General features: G+C 64.1%; 24 protein-coding genes. 10 read left to right on the forward strand and 14 right to left on the reverse strand.

The annotated features are described in order from the left end of the window. Positions 1-2: 2 nt before the first annotated feature. From uraH to CYR32_RS15730, 9 genes are all read right to left on the reverse strand, one after another. Complete coding sequence (gene uraH, locus CYR32_RS15690) at positions 3-338, reverse strand: hydroxyisourate hydrolase (protein WP_101826080.1); 336 nt, start codon at positions 336-338, stop codon at positions 3-5. Beyond that, the gene (gene uraD, locus CYR32_RS15695; protein ID WP_101826082.1) at positions 335-829 is read right to left on the reverse strand and encodes a 2-oxo-4-hydroxy-4-carboxy-5-ureidoimidazoline decarboxylase; all 495 of its coding nucleotides are present in this window, start codon (positions 827-829) and stop codon (positions 335-337) included. The genes uraH and uraD overlap by 4 nt, the downstream gene beginning before the upstream one ends. A 60-nt stretch (positions 830-889) precedes the next feature. Continuing rightward, positions 890-2173: an allantoate amidohydrolase gene (gene hpxK, locus CYR32_RS15700; RefSeq protein ID WP_101826084.1), complete on the reverse strand. Its 1284-nt coding sequence runs from the start codon at positions 2171-2173 to the stop codon at positions 890-892. Beyond that, entirely contained in the window at positions 2173-3429 is a 1257-nt protein-coding gene (locus CYR32_RS15705) for a pyridoxal-phosphate-dependent aminotransferase family protein (RefSeq protein WP_101826086.1), read from the reverse strand. The genes hpxK and CYR32_RS15705 overlap by 1 nt, the downstream gene beginning before the upstream one ends. An 82-nt stretch (positions 3430-3511) precedes the next feature. Further along, positions 3512-4255 carry an amino acid ABC transporter ATP-binding protein gene (locus CYR32_RS15710; RefSeq protein WP_101826088.1) on the reverse strand — a complete coding sequence of 248 codons (744 nt, stop codon included), beginning with the start codon at positions 4253-4255 and terminating at the stop codon, positions 3512-3514. After that, the gene (locus CYR32_RS15715; protein ID WP_101826090.1) at positions 4236-4889 is read right to left on the reverse strand and encodes an amino acid ABC transporter permease; all 654 of its coding nucleotides are present in this window, start codon (positions 4887-4889) and stop codon (positions 4236-4238) included. Before CYR32_RS15715 ends, CYR32_RS15710 begins: the two co-directional genes overlap by 20 nt. Next, positions 4889-5557: an amino acid ABC transporter permease gene (locus tag CYR32_RS15720; RefSeq protein ID WP_101826092.1), complete on the reverse strand. Its 669-nt coding sequence runs from the start codon at positions 5555-5557 to the stop codon at positions 4889-4891. Before CYR32_RS15720 ends, CYR32_RS15715 begins: the two co-directional genes overlap by 1 nt. A 9-nt stretch (positions 5558-5566) precedes the next feature. Then, the gene (locus CYR32_RS15725; RefSeq protein ID WP_101826094.1) at positions 5567-6358 is read right to left on the reverse strand and encodes a transporter substrate-binding domain-containing protein; all 792 of its coding nucleotides are present in this window, start codon (positions 6356-6358) and stop codon (positions 5567-5569) included. 245 nt (positions 6359-6603) lie between these two features. After that, positions 6604-7443 carry a MurR/RpiR family transcriptional regulator gene (locus CYR32_RS15730; protein ID WP_101826096.1) on the reverse strand — a complete coding sequence of 280 codons (840 nt, stop codon included), beginning with the start codon at positions 7441-7443 and terminating at the stop codon, positions 6604-6606. A gap of 128 nt (positions 7444-7571) precedes the next feature. Here CYR32_RS15730 and CYR32_RS15735 point away from each other — a divergent pair, with 128 nt between their 5' ends. From CYR32_RS15735 to hpxZ, 4 genes are read left to right on the forward strand one after another with little or no spacing between them, the layout of a single operon-like run. After that, the gene (locus tag CYR32_RS15735) at positions 7572-9158 is read left to right on the forward strand and encodes a gamma-glutamyltransferase family protein (protein WP_101826098.1); all 1587 of its coding nucleotides are present in this window, start codon (positions 7572-7574) and stop codon (positions 9156-9158) included. Between the two features lie 14 nt (positions 9159-9172). Continuing rightward, a complete protein-coding gene (gene hpxX, locus CYR32_RS15740) occupies positions 9173-9370 on the forward strand; it encodes an oxalurate catabolism protein HpxX (RefSeq protein WP_101826102.1) in 198 nt (65 codons plus the stop codon). Next, positions 9367-10779: an AtzE family amidohydrolase gene (locus CYR32_RS15745; protein WP_101826104.1), complete on the forward strand. Its 1413-nt coding sequence runs from the start codon at positions 9367-9369 to the stop codon at positions 10777-10779. Before hpxX ends, CYR32_RS15745 begins: the two co-directional genes overlap by 4 nt. 22 nt (positions 10780-10801) lie before the next feature. Further along, a complete protein-coding gene (hpxZ, locus tag CYR32_RS15750) occupies positions 10802-11188 on the forward strand; it encodes an oxalurate catabolism protein HpxZ (RefSeq protein ID WP_101826122.1) in 387 nt (128 codons plus the stop codon). A 722-nt stretch (positions 11189-11910) separates the two neighbouring features. Here the strand turns inward: hpxZ and CYR32_RS15755 are convergent. The 4 genes from CYR32_RS15755 to CYR32_RS15770 all read right to left on the reverse strand — a co-directional run bounded on the left by CYR32_RS15755 (position 11911) and on the right by CYR32_RS15770 (position 13667). Then, a complete protein-coding gene (locus tag CYR32_RS15755) occupies positions 11911-12219 on the reverse strand; it encodes a type II toxin-antitoxin system PemK/MazF family toxin (RefSeq protein WP_101826106.1) in 309 nt (102 codons plus the stop codon). Continuing rightward, positions 12216-12455: an AbrB/MazE/SpoVT family DNA-binding domain-containing protein gene (locus tag CYR32_RS15760; protein ID WP_101826108.1), complete on the reverse strand. Its 240-nt coding sequence runs from the start codon at positions 12453-12455 to the stop codon at positions 12216-12218. Before CYR32_RS15760 ends, CYR32_RS15755 begins: the two co-directional genes overlap by 4 nt. Positions 12456-12547: 92 nt before the next feature. Further along, positions 12548-13018 (reverse strand): DUF3237 domain-containing protein, encoded by a 471-nt coding sequence (locus tag CYR32_RS15765; RefSeq protein WP_101826109.1) that lies wholly within the window; start codon positions 13016-13018, stop codon positions 12548-12550. A 139-nt stretch (positions 13019-13157) separates the two neighbouring features. Then, positions 13158-13667 carry a phenolic acid decarboxylase gene (locus CYR32_RS15770; RefSeq protein WP_101826110.1) on the reverse strand — a complete coding sequence of 170 codons (510 nt, stop codon included), beginning with the start codon at positions 13665-13667 and terminating at the stop codon, positions 13158-13160. 96 nt (positions 13668-13763) lie between these two features. On the opposite strand from CYR32_RS15770, the gene CYR32_RS15775 reads away from it, so the two are divergent. Then, the gene (locus tag CYR32_RS15775; RefSeq protein WP_101826111.1) at positions 13764-14639 is read left to right on the forward strand and encodes a LysR family transcriptional regulator; all 876 of its coding nucleotides are present in this window, start codon (positions 13764-13766) and stop codon (positions 14637-14639) included. 661 nt (positions 14640-15300) lie between these two features. On the opposite strand, the gene CYR32_RS15780 is transcribed toward CYR32_RS15775, so the two are convergent. Next, positions 15301-16653, reverse strand: a complete 1353-nt coding sequence (locus tag CYR32_RS15780; protein ID WP_101826112.1) for a 2-hydroxycarboxylate transporter family protein — start codon at positions 16651-16653, stop codon at positions 15301-15303. Between the two features lie 245 nt (positions 16654-16898). On the opposite strand from CYR32_RS15780, the gene CYR32_RS15785 reads away from it, so the two are divergent. The 5 genes from CYR32_RS15785 to proX all read left to right on the forward strand — a co-directional run bounded on the left by CYR32_RS15785 (position 16899) and on the right by proX (position 23095). Next, complete coding sequence (locus CYR32_RS15785) at positions 16899-18515, forward strand: ATP-binding protein (protein ID WP_101826113.1); 1617 nt, start codon at positions 16899-16901, stop codon at positions 18513-18515. Between the two features lie 10 nt (positions 18516-18525). Continuing rightward, complete coding sequence (locus tag CYR32_RS15790; RefSeq protein ID WP_241523837.1) at positions 18526-19266, forward strand: response regulator; 741 nt, start codon at positions 18526-18528, stop codon at positions 19264-19266. Positions 19267-19678: 412 nt separating this feature from the next. Next, the gene (proV, locus tag CYR32_RS15795; protein ID WP_101826114.1) at positions 19679-20881 is read left to right on the forward strand and encodes a glycine betaine/L-proline ABC transporter ATP-binding protein ProV; all 1203 of its coding nucleotides are present in this window, start codon (positions 19679-19681) and stop codon (positions 20879-20881) included. Further along, positions 20874-22040: a glycine betaine/L-proline ABC transporter permease ProW gene (gene proW, locus CYR32_RS15800; RefSeq protein WP_101826115.1), complete on the forward strand. Its 1167-nt coding sequence runs from the start codon at positions 20874-20876 to the stop codon at positions 22038-22040. Before proV ends, proW begins: the two co-directional genes overlap by 8 nt. Positions 22041-22099: 59 nt before the next feature. Continuing rightward, positions 22100-23095: a glycine betaine/L-proline ABC transporter substrate-binding protein ProX gene (proX, locus tag CYR32_RS15805; RefSeq protein WP_101826116.1), complete on the forward strand. Its 996-nt coding sequence runs from the start codon at positions 22100-22102 to the stop codon at positions 23093-23095. The last annotated feature ends 345 nt before the right edge of the window (positions 23096-23440 follow it).

Here is a 23440-nt window from a genome sequence, read left to right on the forward strand (position 1 = left end):
GGTCAGCTCCCGCGGTAGGTGGAATAGGCGTAAGGGGCGATCAGCAGCGGCAGGTGGTAGTGCGCCTGCGCCGCGTCGATCTGCACGTCGAGGATGGCGGTGAGGTAGAGCGAGGCCCGCCCGCTCCGGGCAAAGTAACCGCCGATGTCCGCACAGAGGCGATAATGGCCGCCGGGCAGAGGCTCCGGCGTCAGGCCGGTGACGCGGCCGTCGCTGTTTGTCTCACTGCGGGCGATAACCTGCTCCTGCCCGCCGGTCACCTGTGACAGCCAGACGGCGACGCCCGCCGCCGGTTGGCCGAGCGCAGTATCCAGAATGTGGGTGGTGATGGTGCTCATGGCGTAATCAGCTCCTCAAGGCGCAGCAGGGTGATCTGCCGCAACTGTTCCAGGCTCTCCTGCTGCTCCTGCGCTGGGCTGTTCGCCAGGCGGCGGTGCAGGATAGCTAACATCTCGTCGGCGCTGCGCCCTTTGGCGCGCACCAGAAAGACCCGGCCAAACCGCTGCTCATAGGCCAGGTTGCCCGCCCGCAGTGCGTCGGCGGTCTGATCGTCCGGGGCGACGCCCGCCTGTTCGCGGCGGGAGAACGCGGCTTCCGCATTCTGCCCGGCGGCCCGCTCGCCGATGCGCGGGTGGGCGCTGAGCGCCGCCGCCAGATCCGCCCCGTTCCAGCCTTCGGCAGCCTGCCGGGCGGCCGCCAGCAGCATGGCTGGGGAGGCGTAAGGCCGCCCCGCGGCCAGCTGTTCTGCCCAGGCCGGGATCGCCACACAGGGGCGCAGCAGGGCTTCGGCGCGTTCCGGGGAAAGCGCATTAAAATCGTTTAAGGTCATGGTGACTCCTGATGCCTCCGCAGTGAAAAGCTGCAAGAGGCGTGCCGGAATGTAGAAAGGTCAGCCCGGCGGCGCGTCAGCCACTGCCAGCACGGCAGCGAAATAGGCGGACACCGCCAGCGCCACATCCGCCTCGTCCACGGACTCATCCGGGTGGTGGCTGATGCCGCGGTCGCAGCGCACAAACAGCATCCCCACCGGCCAGCGCTCCGCGATGGCGATGGCGTCATGCCCCGCGCCGCTCGGCAGGCTGAGGCTGCGCCCCTGCACAGCCGCCACGCTCTCCCGCAGGTGGGTTTGCAGGGCGGCGTCACAGGCGGTGGCGTGGATGGCGTAGAACTGTTCAGCGGAGAAGCGCAGCCCGCGCCGGGCGGCAATCTGCTCCGCCTCCGAAAGCAGCTCCGCGAGCAGCGCCGCCAGCGGGGCCTCTTCCGGGCCGCGGATGTCCAGCGTCAATTGCACTTCGCCGGGAATGACGTTGACCGCGCCGGGCAGGCAGTGGAGGCTGCCGACGGTGGCGACCCGGTGCTGCCCGCGGGCGGTGGTGATCTGCTCCACGGCCAGCGTCCATTCCGCGGCGGCCGCCAGCGCATCTTTGCGCTGCCCCATCGGCACCGTGCCGGCGTGGTTCGCCTCGCCGGTGAATACGCAGTTAAGCCGCCGCGCGCCGTTGATCGCCGTGACCACGCCCAGCGGCAGGTCAGCAGCCTCCAGGCACGGCCCCTGTTCGATATGGAGTTCGAGATAGCCGCAGAAGGCGCCTGGTGGCCGCGCCGCCTCGCCGATGCGTGCCGGGTCCAGCCCCGCGGTTTCCAGCGCCCGCGCCACGCTGATGCCGTCGGCATCGGTACGCGCCAGCCACTCCGGCGGCCAGGTGCCGGTGAGGCCGCGGCTGCCGAGCAGCGTGATGCCGAAGCGCGTCCCCTCCTCATCCGCAAAGCCGATCACCTCCAGCGCCACCGGCAACCGGCGGCCGGTACGGTGCAGCTCGGCCACCACCTCAATCGCCGCCAGCACGCCCAGCATCCCGTCGTAGTGCCCGGCGTTGCGCACCGTGTCGAGGTGCGACCCCAGCAGCAGCGCCGGGGCGTCCGGCGTCTGCGCCTCATAGCGCCCGCAGACATTGCCGACGCTGTCCTGCCGGACGCGCATCCCCGCCGCCGCCATCCAGGCTGCGACGCACTGGTTGGCGCGCAGGTGCTCCGGCGAGAGGTAGACGCGGGTCAGCGCGCCGGGGGTTTCACTGATCTCCGCCAGCGCCGCACAGCGCGCCATAATGCGCTGGGCGGCGGCGCGGCGCTGTTCTGCGGCCAGCGGCAAGGCGGCAGCGGAATAGTCAGGCATCAGCGGCCTCCTGCCGGGGCGGCGTGTGAAGCGTGGCGATCGTAATGGTTCCAGGCACACTGGAGCGCCTCGCCCTGCGGGGCGCGGAAGCCGAGGCGGTGCAGCACCGCCTCCAGCGCCGTCAGGGTCTGCATCACGCAGTCTTTGCGGGCGTTGTAGCCCATGGTGCCGATGCGCCAGATTTTGCCTGCCAGCGGGCCGAACGAAGTGCCGATCTCAATGGAGAAATCGTTCAGCAGCAGCTGGCGCACCTGCTCGCCGGGGAGGCCGTCCGGGATCATCACGCCGAGCACGTTGTTCATGCGGTGCGCCTGGTCGCCGAACACCTCCAGCCCCATGCCCTGGATCCCGGCCAGCAGCGCGCCGCCGTGCAGCCGGTGGCGTTCGATGGTCTGGTCCAGCCCCTCTTCCAGAATCACCCGGGCGCATTCGCGCGCGGCGAACAGCATGCTGGTGGCTTCGGTGTGGTGGTTGAGCCGCTCCGGCCCCCAGTAATCCATGATCATGCCGAGGTCGAAATAGTTGGAGTAGATCATCTCTTCGCTGCCGTCGCTGTGCTCGGCGGTGCGGATGCCCTCCTCCACGCATTTACGGCGGCGGATCGCCTCCTCAAAGCGCGGGCTGATGGTCACCGGCGAGCTGCCGGAGGGGCCGCCCAGGCACTTCTGCAACCCGGCGGAGACGGCGTCCAGCCCCCAGGCGTCACTCTCCAGGGCGTTACCGGCCACCGAGGCGGTGGCATCGGTGTAGAACAGCACGCCGTGGCGGCGGCAGATCTCACCCAGCTGATCCAGCGGCTGGAGCATGGTGGTGGAGGTGTCGCCCTGCACCGTCAGCAGCCAGCGCGGCTTCACGCGCGTGATCGCATCCTCGATCTGCTGCGGGTCAAACACCTCGCCCCACGGCACCTCAATGGTGTGCACTTCGGCGCGGCAGCGGCGGGCGATTTCACACAGCAGGTGGCCGAAGCGGCCGAACACCGGCACCAGCACCTTGTCACCGGGGCGGATGCCGGAGAGCAGCACCGCCTCGATCCCGGCGCGGGAGGTGCCGTCCACCAGCAGCGTCCAGCGGTTTTCAGTACGGTAGATGCCGCGGTAGAGCGCCATCACCTCGTTCATCATGCCGGTCATCGCCGGGTCATACTGCCCGACCAGCTGGCTTGCCATCGCCCGCAGGACGCGCGGGTCGGCATTGATCGGCCCCGGCCCCATCAGCAGGCGGGCGGGCGGGTTGAGTTGTCCGTAGTGGGTCATGGTTCGCTCCCTTCTGTCGTTATCACCAAACAAGCGTTATCACCAAACAAGCGTTATCACCAAACAGGCACACCGCCGCGCCTCAGGCCTCTTTCAGCCCGCGCACCGATGCGATAAATTGTTGCAGTTCAGGCGTTTGCGGGTGGGCAAACAGCGCCCGGCTTTCGCCCTGCTCCCACACTTTCCCCTGATGCATGAAGATCACGCGGTCACCGACCTCGCGGGCAAAGTTCATCTCATGGGTGACCAGCACCAGCGTCATGCCCTCTTTTGCCAGCTGCTCCAGCACCTTCAGCACCTCGCCCACCAGTTCCGGGTCAAGGGCGGAGGTGATCTCATCACACAGCAGCACTTTCGGGTTCATCGCCAGCGCCCGCGCAATCGCCACGCGCTGCTGCTGGCCGCCGGAGAGGCTGGCCGGCGCATAGTGCAGCCGGTCGCCCAGCCCGACTTTGTTCAGCATCTCCTCGCCCAGCGCCCGGCACTCTGCGGCGCTTTTGCCCAGCACCCGGCGCGGGGCCAGCATCACATTCTCCAGCGCGGTCATGTGCGGGAAGAGGTTGAAATTCTGGAACACCATGCCGATGGCGCGGCTGATTTCCCGCGCCTGCGACGCCTTGTCAGTGATGGTCATGCCGCCCAGCTTGATGCTGCCCTCCTGATACCCCTCCAGCCCATTGATGCAGCGCAACAGGGTACTTTTGCCGGAGCCGCTGCGGCCGATGATGGAAATCACCTCGCCCGCGCCGATATCCAGATCCACGCCCTTCAGCACATGGTTTTTGCCGTAATATTTTTGAACCTGATTAATGGTGATCAGCGGCATGGAATTTTCTCTCCAGATAGTGGCTGTAACGCGAAAGCGGGTAACAGATCAGGAAGTAGCCCAGGGCCACCAGCGCAAAGACTTTAAACGGCTGATAGGTCACGTTGTTCAGCATGGTGCCCGCCTTGGTCAGCTCGATGAAACCGATAATGGATGCCAGCGCCGTCCCCTTGACCACCTGCACCGAAAACCCCACCGTCGGCGCAATGGCAATGCGCACGGCCTGCGGCGCAACCACCCGCCACAGCGTCTGGCCGAAGGTCAGGCCGAGGCAGCGCGACGCCTCCCACTGCCCTTTCGGCAACGCATCAATGCTGCCGAACCAGATATCCACCAGGAAGGCGCTGGTGAACAGCGTCAGCGCCAGGGTTGCCGCCGTCCACGGGCTGACATCAATGCCGAACAGGCCGAGGCCGAAGAAGGCCAGGAAGAGCTGCATCAGCAGCGGTGTGCCCTGAAACAGCGCCGTATAACCGCGCACCAGCCGCACCGCCCAGCGCCGGCGGCTCAGGCGCAGCAGCAGTAACGGCAGCGTCACCAGCGTGCCGCCGAGGAACGCCACCAGCGACAGCAGCAGCGTCCAGCGGGCGGCCAGCAGCAGGTTGCGCAGGATGTCCCAGTCGGTAAATGTCATCATGCCGGCAGCCCCCCAAATACGCGGCGGCCCAGCGCCAGCAGCAGATACCGCATCAGTAATGACAGCAGCAGGTAGCAGAGCGTGGTCACCAGATAGACCTCGAAACTTAAGAAGGTGCGCGACTGAATCAGGTTGGCGGCAAAGGTCAGCTCTTCATACGAGACCTGCGACACCACCGAACTGCCGAGCATCACGATAATGCACTGGCTCACCAGCGCCGGGTAAATCCGCTTCAGCGACGGCGGCAGCACCACCCGCAGGAAGGTCTGCGCACGCGTCAGCCCCAGCACCCGCCCGGCCTCCCACTGCCCTTTCGGCGTGGCCTGAATGCCGGCGCGGATAATCTCGGTGCTGTAGGCCCCCAGGTTAATCAGCATCGCCAGCAGCGCCGCTTCCCCGGCGGTGAGTTTCAGGCCAAGGCCCGGCAGGCCGAACACAATAAAAAACAGCTGCACCACGAACGGCGTATTGCGGATGACCTCCACATACCCGCCCCAGAGGGCGCGCAGCAGCGGCCGGTTGCCGCAGCGGATCGCCGCGCCGCAGATGCCGAGGGCGATCCCGCCAGCCGTCGCCAGCACTGTCAGCTCAAGGGTGGTCAGCAGCCCCGCCAGCAGATCCGGCAGATAGGGCAGCAGGGCCGGGAAATGGAGCTGATAGGTCATGTCTGCTCCTTACGCGCCCAGATCGGCCGGCAACGGTGCCTTCAGCCATTTTTCCGACAGCGTGTTCAGCGTCTGGTCTTTCAGCGCCTCGCCGATCAAGGCATCCACTTTCGCCTTCAGCGCCGGTTCATCCTTGCGCAGCCCGATGTAGCACGGGGAGTCTTTCAGCATGAATTTCGCCACCGGCGCTTTCGCCGGGTTCTGGCGGGCAATGGCTGCCACCACCAGGTTGCCGGTCGCCACATATTTCACCTGGCCGGAGAGGTAGGCGGAGAGCGTGGTGTTGTTATCCTCATACCGCTTGAGCTGCGCCTCTTTTGGTGCCACCCCGCTCAGCACCATGTCCTCTACGGCACCGCGCGTCACGCCGATGCTCTGCCCGGCGAGCTGCCTGGCATCACTCAGGGTTTCGTCTTTCGGGCCGAACACGCCGAGGAAGAACGGCGCGTAAGCGCGGCTGAAATCGATCGCCTTTTCACGCTCCGCATTTTTACCCAGGCTGGAGATCACCAGATCCACTTTGTCTGTTTGCAGGTAAGGCACGCGGTTGGCGCTGGTCACCGGCACCAGTTGCAACTTCAGTTTCATCTTGTCGGCCAGATAGTGCGCCATGTCGATGTCATACCCCTGCGGCTGGAGGTCGGTGCCGACTGAGCCGAACGGCGGGAAGTCCTGCGGCACCGCAACCCGCAATACGCCGCGCTGCTGGATCTGCTGCAACTGGTCAGCCAGCGCGGCCGACGCCTGCATCACCAACAGGGCGGCCCCTGCCAGGGCAAGAAACGATTTTCTGAATGTCATGAGCATATCTCCGGGGTGCGAAAGATGAAACAATAGATTCTTATGAAACCTATCCTGCAACGAATGTGCCAGAAATCACCCGGCGTAACGCGGTGGCGTGATCCCACGGCAGCGCCCTGATTGGCAGCAAACCGCGGAGGGAAAAAGCAGGAAAGAAGCGGGAGGGCCAGCGCGCTGCCCTACGGCAGCGGCGCGTTAATCAGGTGCAGCGTGGCGGTGCAGCCGCACCATGCGGGTGCAAAAACTCAGCGCTGTTCCAGTTCGTCGAGGTCGCCGTAGAGGCCGGCGATCTGGTGGATGCGCTGACGGCCGTCTGCCAGCAGGTGGTGCAGCAGCGCGTTGCTCAGCAGGTTGGCGAGGCTCATGGCGGCGGAGTAGGCATCAAAGGCGGAGACGCTGTCCAGCGGCGCGGCCAGGTGCCAGCGCGCCAGCGGCAACAGCGACGCCGCCTGCGGCTCGCACACCAGCACCACCGGCACCTGTTGCGCCTGGAGCTGCGCCAACAGGGTGCGCACCGCCCGCGGGCGGCGGCGGAACGCCACAAAAATCACCACATCGTCCGGCGTGAGGTCTACCAGCTCCTCCGAGAGCGTCTGCCCCGGCTGCGGCACCAGCTGCACGCCGGGGCGGATCTGCAACAACTGCTGGCGCAGGTGCAGCGCCACCGGGTAGCTGTTGCGGAACCCGATCAAACAGACGCGCCGCGCCGCGCCCAGCGCCGCAATCACCGCGCCGAATTGGCGCTCGTCAATCTGGTTAACCCACTGCGTCAGGTTGGCCATCTCCTGCTTATAGTGGCGCGCCAGCAGCGTGTTGCCCTGCACCGCGTCGCGGGTGTCGGTGAGCGGCAGGCCGCTCTGGCGCAGCGCCCGCACTTCGTCACGCATTGCGCGGTAACTCGGGTAGCCGAGCCGTTTGAACAACCGGCTGACGGTGGCCTTGGAGACGCCGCTGAGCCGCGCCAGTTCGGCGCTGTTGTAGCTCATCAGGTGGTCAGGGTGGGCGAAAATCACCTCCGCCACCCGCTGCTCCTGCGGGGTCAGTGCCGCATAGTGGCTGCGTAACCGCTCATCAATCTGTTTCATCGCACCTCTGCAACCTCTGTTTCACGCTGTTGCAGGCAAGGTAACAGGCAACCCGGCAAAGTGGAACGCCTCTTGCTTGATTTCGGGTTATGAATCCGCCCCTTGCCGGGGCAAACAGAGGAACCGGCATGATAAACAGTAACTGCGCCCCGCTCGGTATGGCCGTCACCCCGCATCATCTCGCCAGCCAGAGTGCGCTGGCGGTGCTGCGCGACGGCGGCAATGCCATTGAGGCGATGGTCGCGGCCGCCGCCAGCATCGCGGTGGTCTACCCGCATATGAACGGGCTGGGCGGCGACGGCTTCTGGCTGATTGTGCCGCCGCAGGGCGACCCGATCGCCATCGACGCCAGCGGTGCCGCCGGCAGCCTGGCCACGCCGGACCGCTACGCCGGGCAGGCGCGCATCCCGCACCGCGGGCCGGGCGCGGCGCTGACGGTGGCCGGGACGGTGGGCGGCTGGCAGGAGGCGTTGCAGGTGAGCCGCGAACTCGGCGGCGAGCAGCAGCCGCTCGACCGGCTGCTGCGGGACGCGATCCGCTACGCGGCGGACGGCATCCCGGTGACGGCCTCACAAGAGGCGGCCACCCGCAGCAAATACGCGGAGCTGGCGCACTTCGCCCCCTTCGCGGAGGTATTCCTGCCCGGCGGTGAAATCCCGCTGTGCGGCAGCCGTTTCACCCAACCGGCGCTGGCGCGCAGCCTGTCGATGCTGTGTGAAGAGGGGCTGGAGAGCTTCTACCGCGGCACGCTGGCTGACCAAATGGCCGATGAGATGGCGAGCTGCGGGATGCCGGTGACGCGCGAGGATCTGGCGGCGTACCGCCCGGTGCGCCGGGTGCCGCTGCGGCTGCAACACAGCAAGGGCGAGGTGTTTAACCTGACGCCGCCGACGCAGGGGCTGGTTTCCCAGGCGATTCTTGGGCTGACTGACCGGCTGGACCTCACCCACAGCGAGGAAGCGGAGACGATCCACGGCATCGTCGAGGCCACCAAGCTGGCGTTTGGCCTGCGTGACCAGTTTATTACCGACCCGCGCCAGATGACGCAGGACGCCCAGGCGCTGCTCGACCCAGCCTGCCTGGATGCGCTGGCCGCCCGCATCGACCCGCAGCAGGCGGCCGCCTGGGGCAAAGGCAAAGGGCCGGGCGACACCGTGTGGCTCGGCGTGATGGACAGCAGCGGGCTGGCGGTCTCGTTTATCCAGAGCATCTACCATGAATTCGGCAGCGGCGTTTTGCTGCCCGGCAGCGGCATCCTGTGGCAGAACCGCGGGGCGTCGTTCAGCCTGGAGCACGGCCACCTGCTGGCGCTGGTGCCGGGCAAGCAGCCGTTCCACACCCTTAACCCGGCGGCGGCGCGGCTCTTTGATGGCCGCACGCTGGTCTATGGGTCGATGGGCGGCGATGGCCAGCCGCAGACGCAGGCGGCGCTGTTTGTGCGCCATGTGGTGCAGGGCAAGCCGCTGCAACAGGCGATCAGCGCCCCGCGCTGGCTGCTCGGCCGCACCTGGGGCGACAGCTCCGACTCGCTGAAACTCGAAGGGCGGTTTGACGCCGCCACCGTGGAGAGCCTGCGCCAACGCGGGCATGAGGTGGAACTGTTGCCGGACTACAGCGAAGCCGTGGGCCACGCGGGCGCGATTGTGCGCCACACCAACGGCATGTTTGAGGGGGCGTTTGACCCACGCAGCAACGGCAGCGCCGCCGGTTTCTGACCAAGGAGAAAAAAATGCGTACTGATCCCCCCGCCGCCCCCGACTGGGCGGCTTATTTGCAACAGATGGAAGCGATTCTGGGCCTGGCGCTGGACGACGCACGCCGTGAGGAATTGCGGGTGCAGTTCACCCGCATCGCCGCGATGGCGGAACCGCTGATGGCGCTGCCGCTCGACCAGCGGCTGGAGATGGCGGGGGTGTACCGCGCATGAATGCCCTGCTGACTGGCCCGATCGCCGGGTTACGCACCGCGCTGCAACAGGGCGAGGTCTCTGCGCGGGAGATTGCCGCCGCCACGCTGGCGCAGATTGACGGGGCGAACCCGGCGATCAACGCCTTTACCCAGGTCACGGAGGAACGGCTGCTGCGCGAGGCCGACGCCCTCGACGCCCGGCGCGCCACGGGGGCTGAACTGCCGCCGCTGGCTGCCATCCCTTATGCGGTGAAAAACCTGTTTGACGTCGCCGGGGCGGTGACGCTGGCAGGCGGGCGGCTCTTCAGCCGGCGCCCGCCCGCGCAACAGGACGCCACCGCCGTGCAGCGGCTGGCGCAGGCCGGGGGCATGCTGGCCGGGATGCTGAACATGGACGCCTACGCCTACGGCTTTACCACCGAGAACAGCCACTACGGCGCGACCCGTAATCCGCGCGACCTGAGCCGCATTGCGGGCGGCTCCTCCGGCGGCTCCGGTGCGGCGGTGGCGGCCGGGCTGGTGAATTTCGCCCTGGGCAGCGACACCAACGGCTCGATCCGCGTGCCCGCCTCGCTGTGCGGCATCCTCGGCCTGAAACCGACCTTCGGCCGGTTATCGCGCCACGGCAGCCAGCCGTTTGTCGCCAGCCTCGACCACATCGGGCCGATGGCGCGCCGCAGCGCCGATCTGGCGGCGGTCTATGACGCCTTACAGGGGCCGGATGCACAGGACGCGTTTCAGGCGGATGAACCGGTGAGCCTGACCGCACCGACGCTGGATCGCGGCCAGCACGGCCTGCGCACCGCGGTGCTCGGTGGCTTTTTCGCCGACGAGTGCGATGACGACGCCCGCGCCGCCGTGGCCCGGGTGGCGCACGCGCTGGAAGCCCAGGCGGAGATTGCGCTGCCGCACGCGGAACTGGCGCGGTCTGCCGCCTTTATCATCACCGCCTCAGAGGGCGGCAACCAGTATTTGCCGCTGCTGCGCACCATGCCGGAGCAGTTTGAGCCGCTGTCACGCGAGCGGTTGCTGGCCGGGGCGATGGTCCCGGCGGCGTGGTATGTGCAGGCGCAGCGTTTCCGCCGACACCTCCAGCAGCAGGTGCGGCCGCTGTTTGCGCAGTGGGACATCCTGATCGCCCCGGCGACGCCCTGCTGCGCCACGCCGGTCGGGCAGGAGAGCATCCGCATCAATGGGCGGGATCTGCCGACCCGCGCCAGCATGGGGATGCTGACGCAGCCGATCTCCTTCCTCGGCCTGCCGGTGGTGACGGTGCCGCTGACCACCGCAAACGGGTTGCCGATCGGCGTGCAATTGATTGCCCCGCCGTGGCGTGAGGATCTCTGCCTGCGTGCCGCCTGGGCGCTGGAGCAACAAGGGGTGGTGCAGGCCACGGCGGGCATCGCCGGGGAGCGGCTGGGTGAGTGATTTTTTTGACCGGGGAGATGTGATGAAGAGTGAACATATTGATCGTCCGGCGATTCTGGCGGAGCTGAATGCCGCCTTCTATCGCTATGAGCAGGCGCTGATCGGCAACGACATCGCGGTGCTGGATGAGCTGTTCTGGCATGACGCGCGCACGGTGCGCTACGGTGCCGGGGAAAATTTGTATGGCATTGAGGCGATCCGGGATTTCCGCCTGCACCGCCCGTCACAGGGGCTGATGCGGACGCTGGAGAACACCACCCTCACCACCTTCGGCGAGGATATGGGCATCGCCTGCACCGAGTTCCGCCGCGAGGGCAGCACAAAGATCGGCCGCCAGACGCAGACCTGGGTCAGGTTGCCGTGCGGGTGGCGGATTGTGGCGGCACATGTGAGTGTGATGGAGGGGTGAGGTTTCAGCCCCGTCGGGGCTTCCCCGCTTTTTTAGATTGAGGGGGTGTGGCGTTGGTATAGGCGGGCTTTTTAATGGGGATCGGGGGTTGCGTTGGCATACGCCCGGCATCTTTCCGCGGCCCCGCTGCCGCCACCGCGCAAGGGGCGCGTAGGCGCGCGCCCCTTGCATCCCCGCGCCTTGGGTGATCTGGCTGAATCATTGGCCGCTCCCGCGGCTTCCCTCGTTGCGCCTCCGGGCTGATCGGGCCGGTACAGACACGCTCCCAGCGTGGCTGTACCTCTCGCGGGCGTCCTGCCCGCTCACCCGGCCCTGCGTCTCCACTCGGCAATGATTTTTACGCCCCCACCCCCTCTGCAAACCTGCGGGTATGTAAGGAAATAGTAGGTGGGGGAGTTTGTTAGTACTGTGCGCTTGCCCGGCCCTGTGGCGGCATTCGGCGGGGTTTTTATGCCCCACTTCCTCTGCAAACCTGCGGGTACGTAAGGAAGGTGCAGGTGGGGATCTCTATAGATGCTGTGCGCTTGCCCGGCCTTGCGGCTGCATTCGGCGGGGTTTTTATGCTCCACTTCTTCTGTAAATCTGTGGGGATGTAGGGAAATGGTAGGTGGGGGAGTTTGTTAGTACTGTGCGCTTGCCCAGCCCTGCGGCTGCATTCGGCGGGGGTTTTATGCCCCACTTCCTCTGCAAATCTGTGGGGATGTGGGGAGATTGGAGGGGCGTCAGCCGATCAGGACTTTGGCGAGTTTGCGGACGGCGTTGAGGGCGTGGGGTTCGGCGCGGCCGCGGAGTTGGGCGTCGCGGGGGCGCCAGTCCAGGGTGGTGAGCTGGTCCGCCAGGGCCGCGCTGGCCGGGTCGCCGCCGAGCGGGACTTCAAACGGGTAACCCTTGAGATCCGCTGTGACCGGGCAGCAGAGCATCCGGCCGACGCGGCGGTTGTAGGCCTGTGCACTGATCACCAGCACTGCCTGGTGCCCCGCCGCCAGGCGTAACCACACCACGTCACCCGCGTCCGGTACGTATTCAATCATTCCCGCTCCTTGCCGGTGTCACCCGGGTTAAATTCAGGGTGAAGGTTCTCCGGCGTCACCTGTTCCAACAGCACCGCCAGCGCCAGCGTCTTCTCCGCCCGCTCGATGAGAATCCGCCCTTTGTTGTCCAGACTCATCTCGACCTCATCCTCCAGCCGCAAATGCGCCGCCTTCATTAATTCCGCCGGAATCCGCACCGCCGGGCTGTTGCCCCAGCGTTTGACCGTCTGTCTCATCTGTTGTCATGCCCGCTTATGTCTCTACATTGTAGATACAGCGTAACATCTGGCTTGCCATGTATCAACAATGTATCTACATCGGGCAACAATCAGTTTACCTGATAAAAATCGATATCCAGCCCGGCCGGGCGGCGGGTGCCGCTGGCGATAAACAGGCTCTCCGTCAGCCAGCGCAGGCGATCGCTGTAGATCTCAAACTGCGGCGTGGTGCGGAAATAGATCTCACCGGGCGGGATCTCACTGAAAAAGCTGAGATCGTCCTCAAACAGCCGGGCGCGCCAGTCGGCCGGGATGCGGCGCAGGCCGTTGTTCTCGATGTAAAAACTGTCACCGTCCTCGGTTTCAATCGCGTAACGGGCTGACAGGCGGCAGAGGCCGTGGGCATCGATGATCTGGCTGTCTACCCCGCCCGGCAGCACCCGGCCGCGGATTGCGCCCGACAGTGTGCCGGAGAGGATCGGGATCAGCTGGCGTTTGCCGAATTCAGGGGAGCGGCTGACGATGGTCGGCGCGCCGACGGTCAGGTTCAGGGAAAAACGCAGGGTCAGTTCGGGGGTCATAACCGTTCCTTGGTGGCAAATCAGACGCCGGGCGAGGCTCGCCCGGCCGGGGAAAACAGTAGCCGGAAGTCCGGGGCGACCACAAATCTTTCCTTGTGACGCAGCTCATAAATCAGACACGCCGCCCCGGACGCCCACATCATGCCCGCAGGTTAGCCGGGAAATCTGCCGGTAACGCGCTGGCCGGGCAGTTGATTACCGTGTCGTCATTCTCGCCGCAGTCCCGCACAAAGGTGATGGTGGCGAACTCGTCGATCACCTCCGTGGGGTACGCCGGGCCGGCCTCACGGCAGGCTTCCATCTGCGGGATGTGCTCGTTCTGGAAGCAGACGGTTTTCTCCGGGTTATTGATGACCCAGCGCGGGAAGAAAATGGTGCCGTGGAATATCCTGTCACCCAGGTTCACGATCAGGCTGACGTCGGTGCCGGTGGGCTCTGTCCAGGAGATTTTGTAGACGTCACGGGCAACGCGGACGATATAGGCGTGCTGGTCTTTCACCCAACGGTTGCCGACGATCCCGCTGTGGATGCGGTAATCCAGCGTGGTGGCATTCTTGACGTAGATCTCGTAGTTCCAGCCGTTGTCGTAGGTGTAGACCAGGTGTTTGCCGACAAACCCGCTCAGATCTTGTTTATCAAAAGTGTTCATATACGCCTCCTTGGTTGATAAACGTACCTTAGATCTTTATCAGGCCGATGAATAACGCTATTTTTAGCCCATACCTATCGAAAAAGTGGATGAATTATGAATAAAACCACCCTGGAGCAGTGGGCGCTGTTACAGAGCGTCATTGACCACGGCAGCTTTGCCAATGCGGCGGAGGCGGCCTGCCGCAGCCAGTCATCGGTGAGCTATAACATTTCGCTGTTGCAGCAGCGGCTGGGGGTGGATCTGCTGGTACCGGAGGGGCGGCGGGCGGTGCTGACCCCGGCCGGGGCGATTTTGCTGGCGCAGGTGCGGCCGCTGCTGCGCGCCTTTGAGTATGTGGAAGCGCGCGCCGCCACCTTGCGCACCGGCCGCCGGGCGCGGCTCGATCTGCTGGTGGACACGATTTTCCCGCGTTCAAGGCTGTTCCCGGTTTTGCGGGCGTTTCAGCAGGCACACCCGCTGACGCAGGTTCACCTGACCGAGGTGCTGAACAGTGAAACAGAGCGCGCCGGGGAGCGGCAGGCCGATCTGATGGTGCTGTCACGGCGGCAGGATATGGCCGGGCGCGGGCAGTGGCTGATGAATATCGATTTTGTGGCGGTGGCCCACGCCGATCACCCGCTGCACCGGCTGCCTGCGCCGCTGAGCGAAGAGGATCTGGCGCGCTACCCGCTGATCCGGATCCTCGACCGCGAAGCCGCGCATGATGACCCGCTCTCCCCCGCCGAGTTCTGGACATTTTCCACGGTAGAAGCGGCGATAGAGGCGGTGACCTATCAGGTCGGCTACGGCTGGTTGCCGGAGGAGCGCATCGCCCCGCAGCTCGCCGACGGCAGCCTGAAGATCCTTCCGCTCGGCCACGGCGAGCGCCGCGCCACCCCGCTGCATTTGATCGTCCGGCGCGACATCACGCCCCCCGACGAGGAGGTCGCGACCTTGATCGCCATGTTTCGCGACGGTTTGCCGGGGTAGGAGCCGGCGCATTTTAGCGGGTAAAGAAGTGCAGCTTGCTACAGGAATAAGAATGATTGCCGAGCAGAGGTGGCAGAGGCGTAAACATCATCGCCAAGTAGAGCCACAGGGCCAGCCAGCACACAGAGCATAAAAATCCCCTCCCCTACTCTTTCCTTACATACCCGCAGGTTTGCAAAAATGGTGGGGGCGTAAAAATCATTGCCGAATGGAGCCGCAGGGCCGGGCGAGCATGCAAGGCGTACCAATACCCTCCCCCTACTCTTTCCTTACATACCCGCAGGTTTGCAGAAATGGTGGGGGCGTAAAAATCATTGCCGAATGGAGACGCAGGGCCGGGCGAGCGGACATGGATGTCCGCGAGAGACGCCCATGACAGGGACTGTCATTAGCGGCGGCCCGATCAGCCCGGAGGCGCAATGAGGGGACACGCGGGAGCGTGCAATGATTCAGCCGGGGCACCCAAGGCGCGGGGATGCAAGGGGTGCGCGCCTACGCGCCCCTTGCGCGGTGGCGGCAGCGGAGCCGCAGAATGAATGCGGGCGTATGCCAACGCAACAACCCCCGATCCCAATCAAAAAGTCCGCCCAAGCCAACACAACAACCCTCGACCTAAACGAAAAGCCCACATGCAATGTGCTCCCCCATTAAAGCCCACCGCTCAGGTCAAAAAATGCGCCAATACCATTAACCCCACAGACACATTAATCGCCCCGCCGATGCGGGTAGCAATCTGCGCGAACGGCATCAGCGCCATGCGGTTACCCGCCGTGAGGATCGCCACGTCACCGGTGCCGCCCTGGCCGCTCTGGCAGCAGGAGACGATCGCCACATCGATCGGGTGCATGCCGATCTTCTTGCCTACCAGGAAACCGGTGCCCACCAGCGCGCAGACGGTGCAGACAATCACAATCAAATTCTGGATCGTGAAGGCGTCTACCAGCTCCTGCCACGGGGTGATCGCCACGCCCACTGCAAACAGGATCGGGTAGGTCACCGCGCTGCGGAAGAATTTATACACCATCTGCGACCCCTGCTGGATACGCGGCGACACGCCGTTTGCCAGCTTCACCGCCACCGCCGCAAACAGCATCCCGACCGGGGCCGGCAGGCCGATAAAGCGGTGACCGAGCATCCCCACCATATAGAGCAGCACCGCCAGCAGCGCGCCGCAGGCCAGCGCGTTGACGTCCGGCCGCCCGGCATCTTCGGTCATGTCCGCCATCCGCCCGCGGCGGCTCGGCATCAGCGTGCCTTCGCCGGTCAGGTGCGGGTAGCGCTTGCCGAGCTGGTTCAGCACCCCGGAGAGCACAATCGCCGTCAGGCCGCCGAGCATCACAATCGGCAGGATGCGCCCCAGCGCCACCCCTTGATCCATATGCAGAATTGCCGCGTAACCGATGGAGAGCGGAATCGCCCCCTCCCCTACCCCACCGGCCATGATTGGCAGAATCAGGAAGAAGAAGGTCTGGAACGGGTCCAACCCCAGCAGGTAACCGGCCGCCATGCCGGTCACCATACCCACCAGCTCACCGCACAACATCGGCACGAAAATACGCAGGAAGCCCTGAATCAGCACCTGGCGGTTCATGCTCATGATGCTGCCGACAATAATGCAGCAGATATAGAGGTAGAGAATATTGGTGGATTTATAAAAGCTGACGGTGGCTTTTACCACCACGTCCGGCAGCAGGCCGTAATGCACCAGCGCCGACGGGATAAAGGTGGCGCAGATTGCCGCGGCCCCCAGTTTGCCCACCAGCGGCAGCCGTTTGCCGAACTCGCCACAGGCAAAACCGAAAAAGGCCAGGGTCGCCACCATCACCACGATGTCACCCGGCAGTTTGCCCGCCAGGCAGTCGATCAGGATCAGGGCACCGGCCAGCAGGAACAGGGGCAACGGGATGATGCCGACTTTGTAGGTGTCCATGATCTGCCACCACTTTTCACTGCGGCTCATCTGGGTGGCGTTTTTCTCTTTCAGCGCCAGGTAGGCATCATCGCTCGTGCTCATCGGTTTCCCCTTTTTGTCATTGTCGGGAAAGGATAGGGAAAGCGCCCCCCGCCCGGTTGTGAGAGTGTTCAAAATTAAATCGGTGGGTTAATGGGGATAATGGTTTCTATGGTGTTAATGCAAATTTTTACAGCAGGATTACAGGGTTTGTGGTGGTTTCCGGCCCGAGAGCAAAAAGGGGATAACGCCGCCCTCTTGTTAATGGTAGGTTAAACAAATGTCTCAATCCGCAAATCCTGGCCTGCATGACCGCTGACAAGCCCACACTCTCCTTTCAGATCAGGCTGTTCCTCAGCCTGGTGGCATTCTCCTGTTTGCTGCTCGGGCTGGTAGGGTTTTACCTTTACCATACGCTTGATCAACAACTGCACCGCGACCTCGGCGCCCGCGCGCGGGTACAGGCGCGGGAGATCGCCCAGATCCCGTCGCTGGTGGAAGCCCTCCAGCGGCATGACGTCGCCGCGCTGCGGCAGATCGGCGACCGGCTGCGGGCGCAGAGCGATGCGAGCTACCTGGTATTTGGGGACAGCCAGGCGCGCCACCTCTACCACTCGGAACACCCGGATCGCGTCGGCACGCCGATGGTGGGCGGCGACAACCGCGAGGTGTTGCAGGGGCAGACGACGATTACCGTGCGCCAGGGCGGCATCGGGCTGTCGCTGCGCAGTAAGGCCCCGGTGCGGGATGCGCATGGCAGGGTGATCGGCATTGTGTCGGTGGGCTACCTGGCGTCGCATATTGCGCAGCTTAACGCCAGGCAGGTGTCGCAGATTATCGGCGTGGTGGCGCTGCTGCTGCTGGCGCTGTTCCTCTTCTCCTGGGCCTTCTCGCGGCGGCTGAAGCGGCAGATGTTCTGGCTGGAGCCGGAGCAGATCGGCCAGTTGGTGCGCCAGCAGACGGCGCTGCTGGCGGCAATTTATGAGGGGGTGATCGCCCTCGACCCGGCGCGGCGCATCATCGCCATCAACCAGGCGGCGCGCGACATGCTGGCGATCCGGGTGCCGGAGGCGACGCTGATCGGGCGGCCGGTCGAGGAGGTGATCCACGCGGTGCCCGATTTTTTCCACGCCCGCGAGGAGGATAACCGCCACGACGAGATCTGCCGCTTCAACCAGCGGCAGGTGATCGCCAACCGGGTCACCATGATCGACGGCGAGGTGCCGCAGGGCTGGGTGATCAGCTTCCGCGATAAAAATGACATCAACACCCTGAGCAGCCAGCTCAGCCAGGTGACGCGCTACGCCGACAGCCTGCGCATTATGCGCCATGAGCAGCTGAACTGGACGGCGACGCTGGCCGGGATGCTGCACATGAAACGCTATGACGAGGCGGTGCGCTATATCGAGGCGCAGTCGGCGGGGTCACAGGCGCTGCTGGATTTCCTGTCAGCCCGTTTCCCCTCCCCTGCCCTGTGCGGCCTGCTGCTGGGCAAATTTGCCGCCGCCCATGAAAAAGGCGTTCTGCTGACCTTCGACCCGGCCTGCCGCCTGCACCAGCCGCTGAGCCGGATCGGCGAAAGCGAGCTGATGTCGATCCTCGGTAATCTGCTGGATAACGCCGTGGACGCCAGCCTCACCGCCACCCCGCCCGGCCGCGAGGTGACGCTCTACCTCGCCGACAGCCATGATGAGCTGGTGATTGAAGTCGGGGATCAGGGCAGCGGCATCGCCCCGGCGCTGCGGGCGTCACTGTTTGAGGCGGGCGTCACCAGCAAGCCGGAGGGCGACCACGGCATCGGCCTCTATCTGGTGTCGCGCTACGTGAGCCAGGCGGGCGGCCTGATTGAAGTGGCCGACAACAGCCCGCGCGGCACGCTGTTTTCCCTGTTTATTCCTAATCCGCCACCGGTGGCGATAACCTGAAGAGAAACCGATGATGGACGATCTTAACCCGATGGATGCCCTCAGCCCGGCCGGTTTTGCCCCGCTGGATGTGGTGATCGTGGAAGATGAGCCAGCGCTGGCGCGGCTCCATGCTGATTTTATAGAGCAACATTTCGCCCTGCGGGTGGCGGGCATCGCCGCCACGCTGGCCGAGGCGCGGCGGCTGATTGCCGCGCACCGCCCGCGCCTGCTGCTGCTGGACAACTTCCTGCCGGATGGCCAGGGCATCGCGCTGCTGGAGACCCCGCAGCTGAAAAACAGTGAATGCACGGTGATTTTCATCACCGCCGCCAGCGACATGCACACCTGTAGCCAGGCGATCCGTGCCGGGGCTTTTGACTACCTGATCAAGCCGATCTCCTATAAGCGGCTGCGCAATTCGCTGGAGCGCTTTATGCAGTTCATCCATACCCAGCGCAGCTTCAAAGTGCTCGACCAGAGCAACGTTGATGCACTCTATAATTTGCAGGCGCGCCGCCCAGCGGACGACGCAGGCGCAAAAGGGATTGAGCCGAATACCCTGGCGCTGGTGAAGGGGCTGTTCGCCGACCGGCCGGAGATCGCCTGGTCGGTGGATGAGATTGTCGCGGAGAGCGGCATCAGCAAAACCACGGCCCGCCGTTACCTGGAATTTTGCGTGGAAACCGGCTTTGTGCAGATTGAAATGCAGTACGGCAAAATCGGCCACCCGCGCCGTTTATACCGGAAAACCGGGGTCGCGGCCCAATAATATGCCCGGCGCAAACAGTGATATATTCTGTCTGCGCCGGATTCACCGGGCTATTTGCCGTAAAATGTGGCTGCCCCCTGCCGGGAAATAGCCGGTGCACTCCCGGAAATACCTCTTTGTCAACCTTCATCGTTTAGCCGTTGCTGCCTCTGGCTTTTTACGTACCCGGAGGGCGGAAATTCGCCCGTTATGCGCACGGTGATAAGGGGAAATATCTTTCATTTCCGTCACAGAATAATATCCTGTGCGTACTCTCTGCCTATTTTCCCGGCCGGGATTCAGGGTTGTCAGGGATTCTTATTGTGCTAGGGTATAGGGCGTTAATTTTCAGGCTAAGCCGCGGATAATTAGCGATTCCGCGAAATGTTTAGCGCCGACTCACTATTTCCACCCGCGAGGAATTCCCTATCGCATGGCAATAAAACTGGAAGTCAAAAATCTCTATAAAGTATTTGGCGAACACCCGGAACGGGCGTTTAAAATGATTGAAGCCGGCCACACCAAGGAGCAGATATTTGAGAAAACCGGGCTGACACTGGGCGTCAAAAACGCCAGTCTGGCCATTGAAGAAGGCGAAATCTTTGTCATTATGGGCCTCTCCGGCTCCGGCAAGTCCACCATGGTGCGCCTTCTCAATCGTCTGATAGAACCGACCCGCGGCGAAGTGCTGATTGACGGCGAAGATATTGCCAAAATATCGGACAGCGCCCTGCGCGCCGTGCGCCGGAATAAGATCAGTATGGTATTTCAGTCTTTCGCGCTGATGCCGCACCTGACGGTGCTGAATAATACCGCCTTTGGCCTGGAATTGGCCGGTGTGCCGGTGGCTGAGCGCAATGAAAAAGCGCTGGACGCACTGCGCCAGGTCGGGCTGGAAAATTATGCCCACTCCTACCCGGATGAACTCTCCGGCGGGATGCGCCAGCGCGTGGGTTTGGCGCGGGCGCTGGCCAATAATCCCGATATTTTATTGATGGATGAGGCCTTCTCCGCCCTTGACCCGTTAATCCGCACCGAGATGCAGGATGAGCTGGTGAAATTACAGGCCCGCCACCAGCGCACCATCGTCTTTATTTCCCACGATCTGGATGAGGCGATGCGTATTGGCGACCGGATCGCGATTATGCAGGGTGGCGTGGTGGTGCAGGTCGGCACCCCGGATGAGATCCTGAATAATCCGGCCAACGACTATGTGCGCACCTTCTTCCGCGGCGTGGACATCAGTAACGTGTTCAGTGCCAAAGATATTGCCCGCCGCCGTGCCGTGACGCTGATCCGTAAAACCCCCGGCTTCGGCCCGCGTTCTGCGCTGAAACTGCTGGAAGAAGAAGACCGCGACTACGGCTATGTGCTGGAGCGCGGCCAGCGCTTCGTTGGCGTGGTGTCGTCAGACTCACTGAAGCAGGCGCTGAAAGCCAACCTGCCGCTGGAGAGCGCCCTGCTCACCGACCCGGCCCCGGTGCCGGCGGAGATGCCGCTCGGTGAGCTGATCTCCACGGTGGCGGCCGCCCCGTGCGCGGTGCCGGTGGTGGCTGAGGATAATCAGTACGTCGGCATTATTTCCAAAGCCATGCTGTTGCAGGCACTCGACAAGGAGAGCAATGCCAATGCGTAACGCCCCTCATTCTGACATCACCCATCACGCCCAGGCTGCGCAGGATACCGCTGACCCGTGGGCAGCGTCATCCCAGGCCGACGCCGCCCCGCAGGGCAGTGACACGCTGCTGGATCCAGGCATCGACCCCTGGTCAGCTGACAACGCCTCCGGCAGCCACGCGGCCACCGACGCGGCTTCGCAGGCGGCAGGCGGCACGGACTGGCTGAACGCCGGGACGCAGGCCGCGCCGGAACACTTCTCGCTGATGGACCCGTTCCATCAGGCCTGGCTGCCGCTTGACCACTGGGTCACGGTGGCGATCGACTGGCTGGTGCTGCATTTCCGCCCGCTGTTCCAGGGCATCCGGGTGCCGGTGGACTTTATTCTCAGCCATTTCCAGCTGCTGTTGCAGGGGCTGCCCGCGCCGGTGGCGATTCTGATTTTCGCGCTGATCGCCTGGCAGTTTGCCGGGGCCGGTATGGGGATCGCGACGCTGGTGTCACTGGTGCTGATTGGGGCTATCGGGGCCTGGTCACAGGCGATGGTGACCCTGGCGCTGGTGCTGACGTCGCTGTTCTTCTGTGTGCTGATTGGCCTGCCGCTCGGCATCTTCCTCGCCCGCAGCCCGCGCGCCTCGAAGGTGATCCGCCCGCTGCTGGACGCGATGCAGACCACCCCGGCGTTTGTCTACCTGGTGCCGATTGTGATGCTGTTCGGCATCGGTAATGTGCCGGGCGTGGTGGTGACCATTATCTTCGCCCTGCCGCCGGTGGTGCGGCTGACGATCCTCGGCATTCATCAGGTGCCGGCCGATCTGGTGGAGGCGGCGGAGTCCTTTGGTGCCAGCCCGCGCCAGATGCTGTTCAAAGTGCAGTTGCCGCTGGCGATGCCGACCATCATGGCGGGGATTAACCAGACGCTGATGCTGGCGCTGTCGATGGTGGTGATCGCCTCGATGATCGCCGTCGGCGGGCTGGGCCAGATGGTGCTGCGCGGCATCGGCCGCCTCGATATGGGGCTGGCCTCCGTGGGCGGGCTGGGGATCGTGATCCTGGCAATCATCCTGGATCGCCTGACGCAGTCGCTGGGGCGCGATCGCCGCAGCAAAGGCGCACGCCGTTGGTACACCACCGGCCCGGCAGGCCTGCTGACCCGCCCGTTTATCCGCAACGCCTGATTGTTTCCCTCCCCGGCGGGCGTTCCCCGCCGGTAAAATCCCATAATGAAGGAGAGCACATGAACTATTGCCGCCTGTGGGCCGCGGCCCTGAGCACCAGCGTTCTGGCATCCGGCGCGTTTGCCGCCGATCTGCCGGGCAAAGGCGTGACGGTGCAGCCGATCCAGAGCACCATCAGTGAAGAGACGTTCCAGACCCTGCTGGTGAATAAAGCGCTGGAGAAGCTGGGGTATGACGTACAAGAGACGCGCGAGGTGGATTACAACGTCGCCTATACCTCTCTCGCCGCCGGTGACGCGACCTTTACCGCCGTGAACTGGGCACCGCTGCACGATGATATGTACCGCGCCGCCGGGGGCGATAAGGTGTTCTACCGCGAAGGGGCCTATGTGACCGGCGCGGCGCAGGGTTACCTGATCGACCGCAAGACCGCGGAGCAGTACCACATCACCAACGTTGAGCAGATGAAAGACCCGAAGATCGCCAGATTGTTTGATGCCAACGGTAACGGCAAAGCGGACATGACCGGCTGCACACCGGGCTGGGGCTGTGAGGCGGCGCTGAATGCGCAACTGGAGGCGTACGGCCTGAACGCGACGGTGGATAATAACCAGGGCAATTACGCGGCGATGATTGCCGACACCATCACCCGGTATAAAGAGGGCAAGCCAATCTTTTACTACACCTGGACGCCTTACTGGGTGAGTGATGTGCTGGTGCCGGGCCGCGACGTGGTGTGGTTGCAGGTGCCGTTCTCGGTGGTGCCGGGTGAGAAGAACGGCACCACCGAATTGCCGAACGGCAAGAATTACGGGTTCAAGGTGAATACCATGCACATCGTCGCCAACCGCGCCTGGGCGGAGAAGAACCCGGCCGCCGCGAAGCTGTTCGCCATCATGAAGCTGCCGCTGAAGGACATTAACGCGCAGAACTCCGCGATGCACGCGGGGAAAAATAGTGAGGCGGAGATTGAGCAGCAGACGGATGGCTGGATTGCGGCGCACCAGGCGTTATTTGATGGATGGGTTAAGGAGGCGGCAGCGGCCGCTGGTTGATCACTTTTTTGGTGGTTTTTTGGGCGTGCCGGTGAGCGTATTGGCATATGCGGCCTTTTTAATTGGGAGCGAGGTTTGTTGCGTTGGCCGTTGGCATACGCGGTCTTTTTAATTGGGATCGAGGTTTGTTGCGTTGGCATACGCCCGGTGTCTTTCTGCGGCTCCGCTGCCGATATTATGGGTAGGGGGGCATGTTTCGGTTGTTCATGTGTATTTGCCTACCCGACTCTCATTGCCTCAACCGAGCAGGGCCTGCCGGCGCGCCGGCCCTGCACCCGCGCGCATTCGGTGCCCCGGCAGAATTATTGCCCGCTCCGCGGGTTCCCTCCAGCGTCCTCCGGGCTG

Origin of the sequence: Chimaeribacter coloradensis (assembly GCF_002858715.1) — a bacterium.
Taxonomy (GTDB): domain Bacteria; phylum Pseudomonadota; class Gammaproteobacteria; order Enterobacterales; family Enterobacteriaceae; genus Chimaeribacter; species Chimaeribacter coloradensis.